The 12624-nt window shown below is 65.7% G+C and carries 14 protein-coding genes; 9 read left to right on the top strand and 5 right to left on the bottom strand.

All coding sequences use genetic code 11. The annotated features are described in order from the left end of the window. Positions 1-22 precede the first annotated feature (22 nt). Entirely contained in the window at positions 23-1228 is a 1206-nt protein-coding gene (locus ACVMB1_RS16625; protein WP_076831398.1) for an ABC transporter substrate-binding protein, read from the bottom strand. A 183-nt stretch (positions 1229-1411) separates the two neighbouring features. Here ACVMB1_RS16625 and ACVMB1_RS16620 point away from each other — a divergent pair, with 183 nt between their 5' ends. Continuing rightward, positions 1412-2176 (top strand): FadR/GntR family transcriptional regulator, encoded by a 765-nt coding sequence (locus ACVMB1_RS16620; RefSeq protein ID WP_076831395.1) that lies wholly within the window; start codon positions 1412-1414, stop codon positions 2174-2176. A gap of 59 nt (positions 2177-2235) precedes the next feature. Further along, a complete protein-coding gene (locus ACVMB1_RS16615; protein WP_076831393.1) occupies positions 2236-3849 on the top strand; it encodes an acyl-CoA synthetase in 1614 nt (537 codons plus the stop codon). Positions 3850-3854: 5 nt separating this feature from the next. On the opposite strand, the gene ACVMB1_RS16610 is transcribed toward ACVMB1_RS16615, so the two are convergent. Then, positions 3855-4763 carry a DUF3313 domain-containing protein gene (locus ACVMB1_RS16610; protein WP_076831391.1) on the bottom strand — a complete coding sequence of 303 codons (909 nt, stop codon included), beginning with the start codon at positions 4761-4763 and terminating at the stop codon, positions 3855-3857. A 204-nt stretch (positions 4764-4967) separates the two neighbouring features. Between ACVMB1_RS16610 and ACVMB1_RS16605 the strand changes: the two genes are divergently transcribed. From ACVMB1_RS16605 to ACVMB1_RS16575, 7 genes are all read left to right on the top strand, one after another. Next, a complete protein-coding gene (locus tag ACVMB1_RS16605; RefSeq protein WP_057019557.1) occupies positions 4968-5714 on the top strand; it encodes a response regulator in 747 nt (248 codons plus the stop codon). Positions 5715-5734: 20 nt separating this feature from the next. Next, positions 5735-7048, top strand: coding sequence for an ATP-binding protein (locus ACVMB1_RS16600; protein ID WP_158074225.1), 1314 nt, complete (start codon positions 5735-5737; stop codon positions 7046-7048). Between the two features lie 336 nt (positions 7049-7384). Then, the gene (secE, locus tag ACVMB1_RS16595) at positions 7385-7576 is read left to right on the top strand and encodes a preprotein translocase subunit SecE (RefSeq protein WP_028335448.1); all 192 of its coding nucleotides are present in this window, start codon (positions 7385-7387) and stop codon (positions 7574-7576) included. A 20-nt stretch (positions 7577-7596) separates the two neighbouring features. Continuing rightward, on the top strand, positions 7597-8130 hold the full coding sequence (gene nusG, locus ACVMB1_RS16590) for a transcription termination/antitermination protein NusG (RefSeq protein WP_021081670.1): 534 nt from the start codon (positions 7597-7599) through the stop codon (positions 8128-8130). A 130-nt stretch (positions 8131-8260) separates the two neighbouring features. Then, entirely contained in the window at positions 8261-8689 is a 429-nt protein-coding gene (rplK, locus tag ACVMB1_RS16585; protein WP_016840552.1) for a 50S ribosomal protein L11, read from the top strand. 6 nt (positions 8690-8695) lie between these two features. Further along, entirely contained in the window at positions 8696-9388 is a 693-nt protein-coding gene (gene rplA / locus ACVMB1_RS16580) for a 50S ribosomal protein L1 (RefSeq protein ID WP_018272150.1), read from the top strand. 155 nt (positions 9389-9543) lie between these two features. After that, a complete protein-coding gene (locus ACVMB1_RS16575; protein WP_057019555.1) occupies positions 9544-10500 on the top strand; it encodes a 2-hydroxyacid dehydrogenase in 957 nt (318 codons plus the stop codon). An 8-nt stretch (positions 10501-10508) separates the two neighbouring features. On the opposite strand, the gene sigJ is transcribed toward ACVMB1_RS16575, so the two are convergent. The 3 genes from sigJ to ACVMB1_RS16560 are packed head-to-tail and all read right to left on the bottom strand — an operon-like array spanning position 10509 to position 12319. Continuing rightward, positions 10509-11393, bottom strand: coding sequence for an RNA polymerase sigma factor SigJ (gene sigJ / locus ACVMB1_RS16570; RefSeq protein WP_076831385.1), 885 nt, complete (start codon positions 11391-11393; stop codon positions 10509-10511). Further along, the gene (locus ACVMB1_RS16565) at positions 11371-11916 is read right to left on the bottom strand and encodes a hypothetical protein (protein ID WP_063790155.1); all 546 of its coding nucleotides are present in this window, start codon (positions 11914-11916) and stop codon (positions 11371-11373) included. Before ACVMB1_RS16565 ends, sigJ begins: the two co-directional genes overlap by 23 nt. Then, entirely contained in the window at positions 11909-12319 is a 411-nt protein-coding gene (locus tag ACVMB1_RS16560; protein WP_083715139.1) for a hypothetical protein, read from the bottom strand. The genes ACVMB1_RS16565 and ACVMB1_RS16560 overlap by 8 nt, the downstream gene beginning before the upstream one ends. Positions 12320-12624 lie beyond the last annotated feature (305 nt).

The raw sequence follows: 12624 nt of genomic DNA, 5'->3' as shown, positions 1-12624 counted from the left end.
CCCCGGCCATGATCCTGTTCGCCTACTTGATGAGCGGGCAGCCGCCGTCCTTCAGCGGCCGGAACGCCTGGTCGCCGGGCACTTCGGCGAGCACCTTGTAGTAATCCCACGGCGCCTTCGATTCCTCGGGCTTCTTGACCTCGAACAGGAACATTGAGTGCACCATGCGGCCGTCCTCGCGCACCAGGCCGTTGTCAGTGAAGGCGTCGCGGACCGGGGTCGCGCGCATCTTGGCCAGCACCGGCTTGGTCTCCTTGGTGCCGGCGGCCTTCACCGCGTTGAGGTAGTGCAGGGTGGCGCTGTAGGTCGCGGCCTGGTTCATCGTCGGCATCCGCTTCATGCGCTCGAAGAAGCGCTTGCCGAAGGCGCGGGTGCGGTCGTTGAGATCCCAGTAGTAGGCCTCGGTGATGATCAGGCCCTGCGCGAGCTTGAGCCCGAGGCTGTGGATATCCGAGATGAACATCACGATGCCGGCGAGGTTCTGCCCGCCCGCGACGATGCCGAATTCGGAGGCCTGCTTGATGGTGTTGATGGTGTCGGCGCCGCCATTGGCCATGCCGATGATCTTGGCCTTCGAGGCCTGCGCCTGCAGCAGGAAGGACGAGAAGTCCGGCGTGTTGAGCGGATGCCGCGCGCTGCCGAGCACCTTGCCGCCGGCGGCGCGGACCACGTCGCCGGTGTCGCGTTCGATCGAATGGCCGAACAGATAGTCGGCGGTGATGAAGAACCAGGTATCGCCGCCGTTCTTCACGATCGCGCTGCCGACGGTGTGGGCGTTGGCGTAGGTGTCGTAAGTCCAGTGCAGCGTGTAGGGCGAGCAGGACTTGCCGGTGATGTCGGAGCTCGCCGCATCCGTCACGATCATGATCTTCTCGAACTGCTTCGACATCTCCATGCCGGCGAGCGCGGTCGCCGAGGTCGGCAGGTCGATGATCATGTCGACATTCTCGGCCTCGTACCATTTGCGGGTGATGGTGGCGGCCACGTCGGCCTTGTTGAGGGCGTCGGCGGTGACGAGCTCGATCGGCTTGCCGAACATCGACCCGCCGAACTCCTCGATCGCCATCTTGGTGGCCTCGACATTGCCGGCGCCGCCGATGTCCGAATAGACCGACTGGAAATCCGTGAGCACGCCGATCTTGAGCGGCGCCTGCTGCGCGAGCACCGGCCCTGCCAGCACAGCCGCGATCAGGCCGGCGGCGGACAGACTCGTGACGATGGATTTCATGATGGTGTGCCTCCCCGAGGTGTTATGTCAGTTTGTCCGACAAAGCTAGATTTGCCCGGTTCCGGTGTCAATTCCGACCGCCCGGGTGCGACAATCAGGCCGAATATTGCCCGTTTGACGCCCCAAGGGCCTTCGCCTATCTTTTGTCCGACAAACGACAATCGGGGTCCGGGGGAGCTGAAGATGCCCACCACGCCGCTGTTCCGGCGTATCGATGTCGCGCCGGCCTATCAGAAGGTCGCCGACGCGATCGAACGCGAGATCATCAACGGGCGGATCAAGCCGGGCGAGCCGATCGGCACCGAGCAGCAGCTGGTTGCGCAGTTCGGCGTCAACCGCTCGACGGTGCGCGAGGGCATTCGCGTGCTCGAGGAGGGCGGGCTGATCCGCCGCGATTCCAGCCGCCGGCTGCAGGCCTGCCTGCCGCGCTACAACAAGCTCGCGACGCGACTGTCCCGCGCGCTGATCCTGCACGAGGTGACGTTCCGCGAATTGTTCGAGACCTCGATGACGCTGGAGGTCGCGAGCGTCGAGGGCGCGGTGGAGCGCGCGACCGAGGAGAACATCGCCGAGCTCGCCGGCAATCTCGAGCGCAGCGCAGCTGTCTTCGGCAATCCCGCGGCGCTGGCCGAGCTCGATGCGGAATTCCATGTGCTGATGGCCAAGGCTTCGCAGAACCGCGTGCTGCAACTGGCGCGCGAGCCCGCCGCGCAACTGTTCTTTCCGACCACCGAGATGATCGTGGGCGGCGTGCCCGAGGGCGGCGCGCGGCTGGTCGAGGCGCACCATCATCTGCTCGACGCGATCAAGCGGCGCGACAAGGAGGCCGGCGTGCTGTGGACGCGGCGGCACCTGCAGGACTGGCGGCGCGGTTTCGAGAAGATCGCCTCGCTCGATCGCTCGGTCGAGCACACCTACATGGAACACGCTTACGCCGCCCGGCAATAGCGACGGCGCGGCCAAGACAAGACGAAAACAACGACAACAAGCACATTTGGGAGGGACAAATGAGCGGAGACATCGCAGCAACCATCCAGCGCGCCCGCGGGCACAGCATCGGCGATCTGCTGCGCCGGTCGGCGAAGCGCTACCCCGGCAAGACCGCGCTGATCTGCGGCGCGGTGAGCTGGAGCTTTGCGGAGATGGACGCGATCTGCAATCGGCTCGGCCGTGGCTTGCTCGCGCTTGGCGTTGCGAAGGGCGATCGCGTCGCGGTGCTGTCGCGCAACTCGCACGGCTTCGCCGCGCTCCGCTTTGCGGTGGCCCGGATCGGCGCGATCCTGGTGCCGATCAACTTCATGCTCAATCCGGACGAGATCAATTTCATCCTCGCCAATTCCCGCGCCAAGCTGCTCGCGGTCGGCCCCGATTTCGTGGAGACGGCGCACGCTGCGGCCGCCAAGGGCTCGGTGGTCGAGACCTTGATCTGGCTGCCGGGCGAGGATCCGGCCACCGCACCCGACGGCATCACGACGTTCGACACCCTGCTGCACAGCGACGCCTCGGCGCCGGAGGTGTCGGTGGACAGCCGAGATCCCGCGCAGGTCATCTACACCAGCGGCACCGAGTCGCTGCCGAAGGGCGCGATCCTCACCCACGAAGCCGTTATGTGGCAGTATGTCAGCTGCATCATCGACGGCGGCATGGCGACCGACGATACGGTGCTGCACGCGCTGCCGCTCTATCACTGCGCGCAGCTCGACGTTTTCCTGGGGCCCGCGATCTATCTCGGCGCCACCAGCCTCATTACCGGCAAGCCGGTGCCCGACAATGTCCTGGCGCTGATCGCGGCCCACAAGATCAATTCGTTCTTCGCGCCTCCGACGATCTGGATCGCGATGCTGCGCTCGGGCGCGTTCGACCGCACCGACCTGTCGACCCTGCGCAAGGGCTATTACGGCGCCTCGATCATGCCGGTAGAGGTGCTGCTCGAGTTGCAGCGCCGGCTGCCCGAGGTGAAGTTCTGGAATTTCTACGGCCAGACCGAGATCGCGCCGCTCGCGACCGTGCTGTCGCCGGAGGACCAGCTGCCGAAGGCCGGCTCGGCCGGCAAGCCCGCGATCAATGTCGAGACGCGGGTGGTCAGGCCTGATATGACCGACGTCGGGGTGGGGGAGGTCGGCGAGATCGTGCATCGCTCGCCGCATCTGTTGTCAGGCTATTACAACGATCCGGTCAAGACTGCGGCCGCGTTCGCCGGCGGCTGGTTTCATTCCGGCGATCTCGCGACCATCGATGCCGACGGCTACATCACCGTCGTCGATCGCGTGAAGGACATGATCAAGAGCGGCGGCGAGAATGTCGCGAGCCGCGAGGTCGAGGAGATGATCTACCGGTTGCCTTCGGTGTCGGAGGTCGCGGTGGTCGGGCTGCCTGATCCGCGCTGGATCGAGGCGGTGACCGCGATCGTCGTGGTCAAGGCCGGCCAGAGCCTCGAGGCCGACGCCGTCATCAAGCATTGCGCGGCGTCGATGGCCCATTTCAAGGTGCCGAAGCAGGTCATCTTCGTGGATGCCTTGCCGAAGAATCCGAGCGGCAAGCTGCTCAAGCGCGAGCTGCGCCAGCGCTATCTCGGCGGCGCCACGCTCGACCAGGCGGTGCAGAAGAGCTTCGCCGGCTAGGCTGTCTATTGGCCAGCTGTCGCCGGCGCCTTGTCCGACCATTCCGGCGGCAAGCCGAGCTTGCCGGCGGCCATTCCGACCAGGCCGGGATTGCGGCCGAACGCCTCGCAGGCCGCGTATTTCGGCTTGCCGCCGAGCGTTGCGCCAATCTTGTCGAACGATGGCAGCTCCGGCGCCTTTCCGAATGGCGTCGCGCCGGTGACGACGAGCTTGCTGAAATCGTCGCTGAAGGAAGGGGCGAGATCGTAGGCGTCACCGGCGCTCGAGACCATCGGCGAGTTGGTGAAAGAATTCGCCCCGCGGGCCCAGATCATCGCCGCCTGCTGGCGGCTGGCCTGATCGCGCACCTCGGCTTCGACGGTCAGGCTGCCAAGCCCGACCGGCAACCGCGGCACCGGCACCGGCACGCCCGCGCCGAGCGCGCTCGGCAGGAAGCTGACCACCTTGGAAGTGCCCGCCGCGACCTCGTCGGTGGGCGCCGCCTGGGTGACAAGCGCGTGCAGGGACAGATCCGCAGGCTGATCGGGACCAACAACCTGCAGCCGCTCGCTCAGGCCGACGCACAGCGAACGATCGATCGCGTTGGCCACCAGGTGCCGCTGCTCCTGGGACAGCGTCGGCGACGCTGCCTGCGAGAAGTTCGTCGGGACGATCCGCACCGTCTTCGCGGCGAGGACCTCGTCCTTGTTGACGCGAACCAGCGATTTCGCCAGCACTCCGTCGGACGGCGTGAGATTGTCGTAGGATGCCAGTGACCCGCCTCGCGTCATCGGTGCGCTGGCACAGCCCGACAACAACACCATCGCAACCGCAGCGCCGGCAAGCAGGGATGACCGATTGGGCTGACCGTTGCGCGACGCCCGGCCCGTGCTCCGCGCATCAGTCGCAGCGCCCGGCAGAAATTCGATTCTCATGTACCCCTCGAACGACCGCTCACCCCACGAACGATCGAAGGTCACGATAGAGCAGGGCCGCCGGGGTCGGGATTAAGAGATATTAAGTCAGATGTAGCTCGCGAAACCGCGCGACCTATTTGAGCCACATTTGGCCGTGCAGGCTTAACAAAACGCTATATTTGCGTACTGCGCATCCGGGGCCGAGGCCTCTAAAATGCCGTGATGCAAATCCTGGAATACGACCTCGTGGCTTTCCCCGTCACCAACGCACGCATCCTCTGCGTCGAGGACGATGCCGATATCGCGCGCATGCTGGCTGAGGTGCTTGAGGACAACGGCTTCCGACCGGTGCTGGTCGGCTCGGCCGTGGAGATGGATGCGCTGCTCAAGCGCGAGAGCTTTGATCTCGTCGTACTCGACGTGATGCTGCCGGGCGAGGATGGGCTGAGCATCTGCCGGCGCCTGCGCATGTCGTCTTCGATTCCGATCATCATGGTCACCGCGCGGGGCGAGGACATCGACCGCATCCTCGGCCTCGAGCTCGGTGCCGATGACTACGTCACCAAGCCGTTCAATTCGCGCGAACTGGTCGCCCGCATCCGGGCGCTGCTGCGCCGCGTCGAGAGCGGCGCCACGTCGCGGTCACGGCCGCGTCCGCTGACCTTTGCCGGATGGCGCATCAACCCCACCACCCGTGAGCTGCATGACCCCGCGGGCGTCCGGATCACGCTGACCGGTGCCGAGTTCGATCTGCTGCTGGCGTTCTGCCGCAATCCTGGGCAGGTGCTGTCACGCGAGCAATTGATCGAGCAGGCCTTCGGCGGCCTGATCGCCTCAGTCGAGCGCAGCGTCGACGTTCATATCAGCCGCATCAGGCAGAAGATCGAACCGGATCCGAAGGACCGCTCGATGATCAAGACGGTGCGGCTCGGCGGCTACCTCTTCACGCCTGCGGTCGAGCAGATATGATGGGATGGGCGCAGCGGCTGATGCCGCGCAGCGTCGCTGCGCAACTCATGAGCCTCGTCGCGCTCTCGGAACTGATCGGCATCACGCTCGCGGCGGTGACCATCATTTTTCTGTTCGATTCTCCCTCGATCACCGACACGCAGAAGTTTCTTGCCGGGCGGGTCGCGGAGCTCACGCAGCTCGTGCGTTCCACGAAGACGCCGGCAGACGCGGATGAACTGCTGGCCGCAGCCAGGCGCGGCGGTCTCGACGTCAGGCGCGTCGCCTTGGGCGAACTGGTGCCTCGAACAGCCGCAGAGACGCGGTCGTTTTCCATGCGAGCGTTCCGGCAACTGGCTGCCGAGCCCGGAATTGAATTGATGGAGGATCTGCGCCATCCCGCAGGCTCGTCGTCACAGGTGATCGTGAGACTCGACGATGGCCACGCGCTGATGGCCGATGTTGCGGTCAAAGGCGGCCTTTGGTCCACTTTGCTCCGCCCGCTGGCCGGGGGGACGATCATCGTGCTGATCTCGATGCTGCTGCTGTCGGTCTATGCGGTGCGTTGGGTGATCGCGCCGCTGGCCGATGTCGCGCGTGCCGCGACCTCGTTCGGCCGCTCGCCGCGGGCTCCCGAGGTGCTGCGCCGGCGCGGTCCGCTCGAGATCGCCCAGGTCGCCGACGCGCTGAACGACATGCGCACGCGTATCGCAGCGCTGCTCGACGACCGCACCCGCATGCTCGCCGCCATCAGTCATGACCTGCGGACGCCGCTGACCCGGCTCAGGCTGCGCACCGAGCGCGTCGGCGACGACACCCTGCGCCCGGCGATGCTGGGCGATATCGCCAAGATGACGCGCATGATCAACGAGACCCTGGAGTATCTGCGCGAGGATGCCCGCTCGGAGGCGGCGTCGTTCATCGACCTGCCGAGCTTCCTGCAGACCATCTGTTCGGACTTCGCCGACATGGGCCACGCGGTATCCTATGCCGGGCCGGCGCGTCTGCCTTATGCCTGCCGGCCCCGCGCGCTGTCGCGCGCCGTCACCAATATCGTGGAGAATGCGGTCAAGCACGGCAGCAAGGTCGCGGTGACGCTTCGCCCCATGGAGGTCGGCCACATCGAGATCGAGGTGGCGGATGACGGTCCGGGCATCCCAACTGCGCTGCACGACAAGGTATTCGAGCCCTTCTTCAAGGCCGACAGCGCCCGGCAGGAGGGGGGCTTCGGGCTGGGGCTATCGATCGCGCAGGATATCGCCAAGCGCCATGGCGGCAGCATCGCTTTGAGGCTGCGGGAGCCGAGCGGACTGCTCGTATCGATGCTGCTGCCGCCAAAACCCGGCCTGGCCTAGAGGGGCGAGACGAACGACGCTGATCCCGCCAGGACGCCAGGGGATCGCAGGGCGCCGGCTAAGCCCTTGATTTGGAGAGACCAATGCCCGATCTCCCCGAACCGGGCGGGAGCCGGACCCGACCCCGCCGACCTTGACGTTTGGCCGGTCTCGCAGTAGATACTCGCCACTCGCAGCCGGCCCGCTTTGATGGCGGATATCCGGCGCGGCCTAATTCCCCGAACATTCGAGCTCGTTTATCGGCTCAACCTTCCAAACGAGGGCTGGGTCCGCAAGGTCGGCTGTTCGGATTCCTTGAAACGTTGCAATCGTCCGGAGACGGACGCGGATCTCACGATGGCTTTCAGCCCGTTCAAATTCCTGCAGGAAGTGCGCTCGGAGACCGCCAAGGTCACCTGGCCGACGCGCCGCGAGACGACCATCACCACCATCATGGTGTTCGTGATGGTGGCGCTGGCCTCGGTCTTCTTCTTCGCCGCAGATCAGATCATCCGCTATCTGATTACCCTGATACTGGGCATCCACTGATGAGCATGGGAACTCAATTGATGGACAAGCGCTGGTACATCGTCCACGCCTATTCGAACTTCGAGAAGAAGGTTCAGGAATCGATCCGCGAGCAGGCCAAGCAGCGTGGGCTGGAAGAACTGTTCGAGCAGATTCTAGTGCCGACCGAGAAGGTCACAGAGGTGCGCCGCGGCCGCAAGATCGACGCCGAGCGCAAGTTCTTCCCGGGCTATGTGCTGGTGAAGATGAAGCTGACCGACGAGGCGTTCCATCTGATCAAGAACACCCCGAAGGTGACCGGCTTCCTCGGCGCGGAAAACAAGCCGATGCCGATCTCGGAAGCGGAGGCGATGCGGATCCTGCACCAGGTGCAGGAGGGCGTGGAGCGTCCGAAGGCGTCGGTGTCGTTCGAGATCGGGGAGAACGTACGCGTGGCCGACGGCCCGTTCGCTTCGTTCTCCGGCGTGGTGGAAGAAATCGACGAGGCGCGCTCGCGCGTCAAGGTCGCGGTGTCGATCTTCGGCCGCGCGACGCCCGTGGAACTGGAATTCGGTCAGGTCGAAAAGGTGGTCTGACCGGACGGCGCGGGGTATATGCCTCGCGTCAAGTCGAGAGGCCGTGGGAGGGAGGAGGCGGTCGCCAGCCCCTTCAACCGAACCACGGAACCTGAAACCGCCGGCACGTCCGGCACAACAGGAGTGATAAATGGCAAAGAAAGTGACCGGATACCTGAAGCTTCAGGTCCCGGCCGGTGCGGCGAATCCTTCGCCCCCGATCGGCCCCGCGCTTGGTCAGCGCGGTCTCAACATCATGGAGTTCTGCAAGGCGTTCAACGCGCAGACCCAGAAGGAAGAGAAGAACACCCCGATCCCGGTGATCATCACCATCTATGCGGACCGGTCCTTCACCTTCGAGATGAAGACCCCTCCGATGTCCTACTTCCTCAAGCAGGCCGCCAAGATCCAGTCCGGATCGAAGGCGCCGGGCCGTGACAAGGCCGGCCAGGTGACCAAGGCGCAAGTGCGCGAGATCGCCGAGAAGAAGATGAAGGACTTGAATTGCGACACCATCGAATCGGCCATGAAGATGGTCGAGGGCTCTGCCCGTTCGATGGGTCTGGAAGTTGCGGGGTAACGGGCCATGTCAATCGGAAAGCGTTTGAAGAAGGCCCGCGAGGGCGTCGATCGCGAGAAGCTCTATCCGCTCGCGGATGCCATCAAGATGGTCAAGGAGCGCGCCAAGTCGAAGTTCGACGAGACGATCGAGATCGCGATCAATCTCGGCGTCGACCCGCGCCACGCCGACCAGATGGTCCGCGGCGTCGTCAACCTGCCGAACGGAACCGGCCGTACGCTTCGTGTCGGCGTGTTCGCGCGCGGCGCCAAGGCTGAGGAAGCCAAGGCCGCCGGTGCCGACGTCGTCGGTGCGGAAGACCTGGTCGAGAAGGTGCAGGGCGGCGCGATCGATTTCGATCGTTGTATCGCCACGCCCGACATGATGCCCCTGGTCGGCCGCCTCGGTAAGGTGCTCGGTCCGCGCGGCATGATGCCGAACCCGAAGATCGGCACCGTGACCATGGACGTCACCAACGCCGTGAAGGGCGCCAAGGGCGGCTCGGTCGAGTTCCGCGTCGAGAAGGCGGGCATCGTGCAGGCCGGCATCGGCAAGGCCTCGTTCTCCGAGGACAAGCTGGTCGAGAACGTCAAGGCGCTCGCGGACGCGGTCTCCAAGGCGAAGCCGGCGGGCTCCAAGGGCACCTACATCCAGCGCGTGGCGGTTTCCTCCACCATGGGCCCGGGCGTGAAGGTCGAGCCGGGCACGATCCTCGGCTGAGGTCTCTGGCCGTGACGAGATTAAAGAGGGGCGGGACCGGGCAACCGGTTCCGCCCTTTGTTTTGCCAAAGCGTTTTCGATCGAAGTGGCTACCGGTTCGCGTGAAGAAAACGCGCCAAGACAAGATCTGAAGCCTCTCGCAAGAAAGAACAACAATGCCCGATAAGGTCCTGGTCTATTCACGCTTTCCCAAGGCCCAGCTGATCCGCTTCGGCGAGCGCTATGAGCTGCTGAACGCGGCGGGCAAGCGATTGGATGAAGCGTTCCCGGCGGCCGAACTCGCCGATATCCGCGCCATGATCACCGCGGGCGGCACGGCGCTCGGCACGGAGGCCATGGACATGCTGCCGAAGCTCGGCGCAATCGTCTGCTACGGCACCGGTTATGACGGCGTCGATCTCGCCGCGGCCGCCAGGCGCGGCATCGCGGTCGGCCACAGCCCGGGGGCCAATGCGGCCTCCGTCGCCGACACGGCGGTGACCTTGATGCTGGCGTCGGTGCGGCGGCTGCTGGTGGCTGACAATTACGTGCGGAGCGGCGACTGGGCCGGTGCAAAGCCGTCGCCGATGATGCGGCCGCAGGCCGGCATGCGCGGCCGCAAGGTCGGCGTCTACGGCATGGGCGAGATCGGCCGCAAGATCGCCGCCCGCGTCGCGGCCTTCGAGACCGAGGTCGGCTATTTCAGCCGCTCGAAGCAGGACGTGCCCTATCAATACTTTCCGACGCTGGAGGCGCTCGCCGATTGGTGCTGCGTGCTGCTGGTGGCCGTCCGCGCCGGCGCCGAGACCGAGCATGCGGTCAATGCCGACATCCTGCGCCGGCTCGGCAGCGACGGGTTCGTCGTCAACATCGCGCGCGGCTCGGTCATCGACGAGAAGGCGCTGGTCGCAGCGTTGACCGACGGCGTGATCGCCGGTGCCGGCCTCGACGTGTTCGCGAGGGAGCCACATGCGCCCGATGCGCTGACGGCGTTGCCGAACGTGGTGCTGTCGCCGCATCTCGGCGGCCACACGCTGGAATCGCACGTCGCCATGCAGGATTGCGTGCTGGCCAATCTCGACGCGTTCTTTGCCGGCAAGCCGCTCGCCTATCCGGTGGCGACGGCGGCCTGACCGGAGCTTCAGCTCCGGCGCGGCGCGTGGCGCAGCTTGTCCGGGTTGCGGACGATGTAGATCGCCGCGATCCGGCCGGTCTCGCCGTCGATCGCCATGCTCAGTGTGTGGTCGACTTCGCCATCGAGGAAGATCAGCGCGCCCGCGCTGCCATTGACCATCATCGGTTCGATGCGAACCTCGCTGCCGGCGTTCTTGCCGGCGATACCGATGATGAAGCGGACGATCTTCTCTGCCCCCTTGATCGGCTTCAGCGCCGCCAGCTTGCGGCCGCCGCCGTCGGTGATCGCGGTGGCATCCTCGCGCAGCAGGTTGGCGAGGGCGGAGACGTCGCCGCTGGCCGCGGCCTTGCAGAATGCCGTCAGCAGCCGTGCGTGGCCTTCGGGCGGCTCGGCGGGAACAGGGCGGTTGTCGCGGACCGATCGGCGGGCGCGCGCGGCGAGCTGCCGGCAGGCCGCCTCGCTGCGCTCGAGGGTGCGGGCGACTTCCGCGAACGGCCGGTCGAACACGTCGTGCAGCAGGAACGCGGCGCGCTCGAGCGGCGTCAGGGCGTCGAGCGCCAGCATCAGCGCGAAGGAGAGATCGTCGGCGAGTTCGGTCGCCGCCTCGGCCGACAGCGCCTCGTCGAACACCGGCTCGGGCAACCAGGCACCGACATAGACCTCGCGCTGGGCGCGGGCGCTCTTCAGCCGGTCAAGACAAAGCCGGGTCACCACGGTGACGAGGAACGCCTCGGGATTGCGAACGTCGTCGACCGCGGCGAACCGCAGCCAGGCGTCCTGGACCACATCGTCGGCATCGCCGCGGCTACCGAGCATGCGATAGGCAAGCCCGGTCAGCCGCGCCCGATACGGCGCCAGCGGGTCGCGCTCAGGCAGCCTGCTTGATGACATCGATCTGATGGCCGGCCACGGTCACGCGGCGACACTCCCTGGCATATCCCAGCGCCAGCTTCATCATGGGGAAGATGCGGCCGATTTGTAGGGCCATGGCGAGGTCGATCACGCCTTTTTCGCCCCAGCGCGCGCGAACGGCGTCGCGGCAGGCGTCATCGTCGGTCGAGCGCTGCACGATGGCGTCGGCGAAGTGGAAGCCGAGCGCGGTGTCCGCGGTCATGGCGGCAACGTCACGACGGAGCACGGCGGTGACCTGCTGTTCCGCCATTCCGGCTCCGATCGCCATGTCCACGACCAGTTGCGCACAGGGACCGCAATCTTCCGCCAGCGCGCCGGTCAGCTTGGCAGCATAGAAGGCCTCAACCGGCGCGACCGCGCGGTAGGCGGCGGCCTTCATCGCGCCGGCGAATTTGAAGAACGCGGCGGGCGATTCCTTCAGCATGATCTCGAGATAGGTGGTGTCGTAGCCGTAGCGCCTGGAATAGGCGCGCAGCATGCGGCGCGCGATGAAGCTACGCATGTCGTTCTCCTTGATTTGGCAGGGCGGAATAGAGGGCAAGCGCCGCCGGCAGGACGACCGCCACCAGATCGGATGCGGCATGGCGGTCGTGGCCGCCGGCGATCATCACGAGATGCAGCAGGCCGTGGCCGGCCAGGAACGCGGCGCCCGCGACCGCTGCCGGCCACCAGGCCGGCCACAAGGCTCGCGCGGCCAGGCCGAGCCCGGCCGCGATGAAGGCAATGCCGACGTCCTGGGCCAAATGAGGGTTGAACGGACCGGTATCGGCGGCGCCGGGCACCAGCGACCACCAGAGGGAACCGGCCGACAGCATCACCAGACCATTGGCGAGGTTGAAGAGGGCGAGAATTCCTGCAATCCATCGTTTCATGCGAGCCTCCAGCGCCCAGACGAGCGACGGCATTGGAGCGTGACGCCTCCGGGAAGAAATTTTTCGCTGGGCCGGGCGGATCGCCGAACTGGTCTGAAATTTGCTCTTGGCAAGCAGGGCAGGACCGGCTACATAGCGCCTTCCGGGCGTGCTGGCACTTGCTGGCATGTCCGTGCTCGCAATCCGAAAACCTGAGATGATAGGAGATCATTCCTTTCCGCATGCCCGCAAGGATGCTCGAAAGGAAGGAGACCCATCGTCTCTGACGGAGTGAGAGCAGGGGCCTTCAGCGTGCTGAAGTGCCTCGATCCTGTCCAAGACTGCAGGCGCCCGCGAGA

It is taken from the genome of Bradyrhizobium sp. USDA 4504 (assembly GCF_054063995.1).
The sequence above is the reverse complement of the archived record's forward strand: the minus strand, read 5'-3'. Positions and strand labels throughout refer to the sequence as shown.

What these genes read in the sequence shown, in the direction of transcription:
- rplK (WP_016840552.1), top strand. Translation starts at nt 8,261, where the DNA reads ATGGCAAAGAAAGTGACCGGATACCTGAAGCTTCAGGTCCCGGCCGGT.
- ACVMB1_RS16625 (WP_076831398.1), bottom strand. Translation starts at nt 1,228, where the DNA reads ATGAAATCCATCGTCACGAGTCTGTCCGCCGCCGGCCTGATCGCGGCT.
- ACVMB1_RS16620 (WP_076831395.1), top strand. Translation starts at nt 1,412, where the DNA reads ATGCCCACCACGCCGCTGTTCCGGCGTATCGATGTCGCGCCGGCCTAT.
- secE (WP_028335448.1), top strand. Translation starts at nt 7,385, where the DNA reads ATGGCTTTCAGCCCGTTCAAATTCCTGCAGGAAGTGCGCTCGGAGACC.
- ACVMB1_RS16615 (WP_076831393.1), top strand. Translation starts at nt 2,236, where the DNA reads ATGAGCGGAGACATCGCAGCAACCATCCAGCGCGCCCGCGGGCACAGC.
- nusG (WP_021081670.1), top strand. Translation starts at nt 7,597, where the DNA reads ATGGACAAGCGCTGGTACATCGTCCACGCCTATTCGAACTTCGAGAAG.
- ACVMB1_RS16605 (WP_057019557.1), top strand. Translation starts at nt 4,968, where the DNA reads ATGCAAATCCTGGAATACGACCTCGTGGCTTTCCCCGTCACCAACGCA.
- ACVMB1_RS16575 (WP_057019555.1), top strand. Translation starts at nt 9,544, where the DNA reads ATGCCCGATAAGGTCCTGGTCTATTCACGCTTTCCCAAGGCCCAGCTG.
- ACVMB1_RS16565 (WP_063790155.1), bottom strand. Translation starts at nt 11,916, where the DNA reads ATGCGTAGCTTCATCGCGCGCCGCATGCTGCGCGCCTATTCCAGGCGC.
- sigJ (WP_076831385.1), bottom strand. Translation starts at nt 11,393, where the DNA reads ATGTCATCAAGCAGGCTGCCTGAGCGCGACCCGCTGGCGCCGTATCGG.
- ACVMB1_RS16560 (WP_083715139.1), bottom strand. Translation starts at nt 12,319, where the DNA reads ATGCCGTCGCTCGTCTGGGCGCTGGAGGCTCGCATGAAACGATGGATT.
- ACVMB1_RS16600 (WP_158074225.1), top strand. Translation starts at nt 5,735, where the DNA reads ATGCCGCGCAGCGTCGCTGCGCAACTCATGAGCCTCGTCGCGCTCTCG.
- ACVMB1_RS16610 (WP_076831391.1), bottom strand. Translation starts at nt 4,763, where the DNA reads ATGAGAATCGAATTTCTGCCGGGCGCTGCGACTGATGCGCGGAGCACG.
- rplA (WP_018272150.1), top strand. Translation starts at nt 8,696, where the DNA reads ATGTCAATCGGAAAGCGTTTGAAGAAGGCCCGCGAGGGCGTCGATCGC.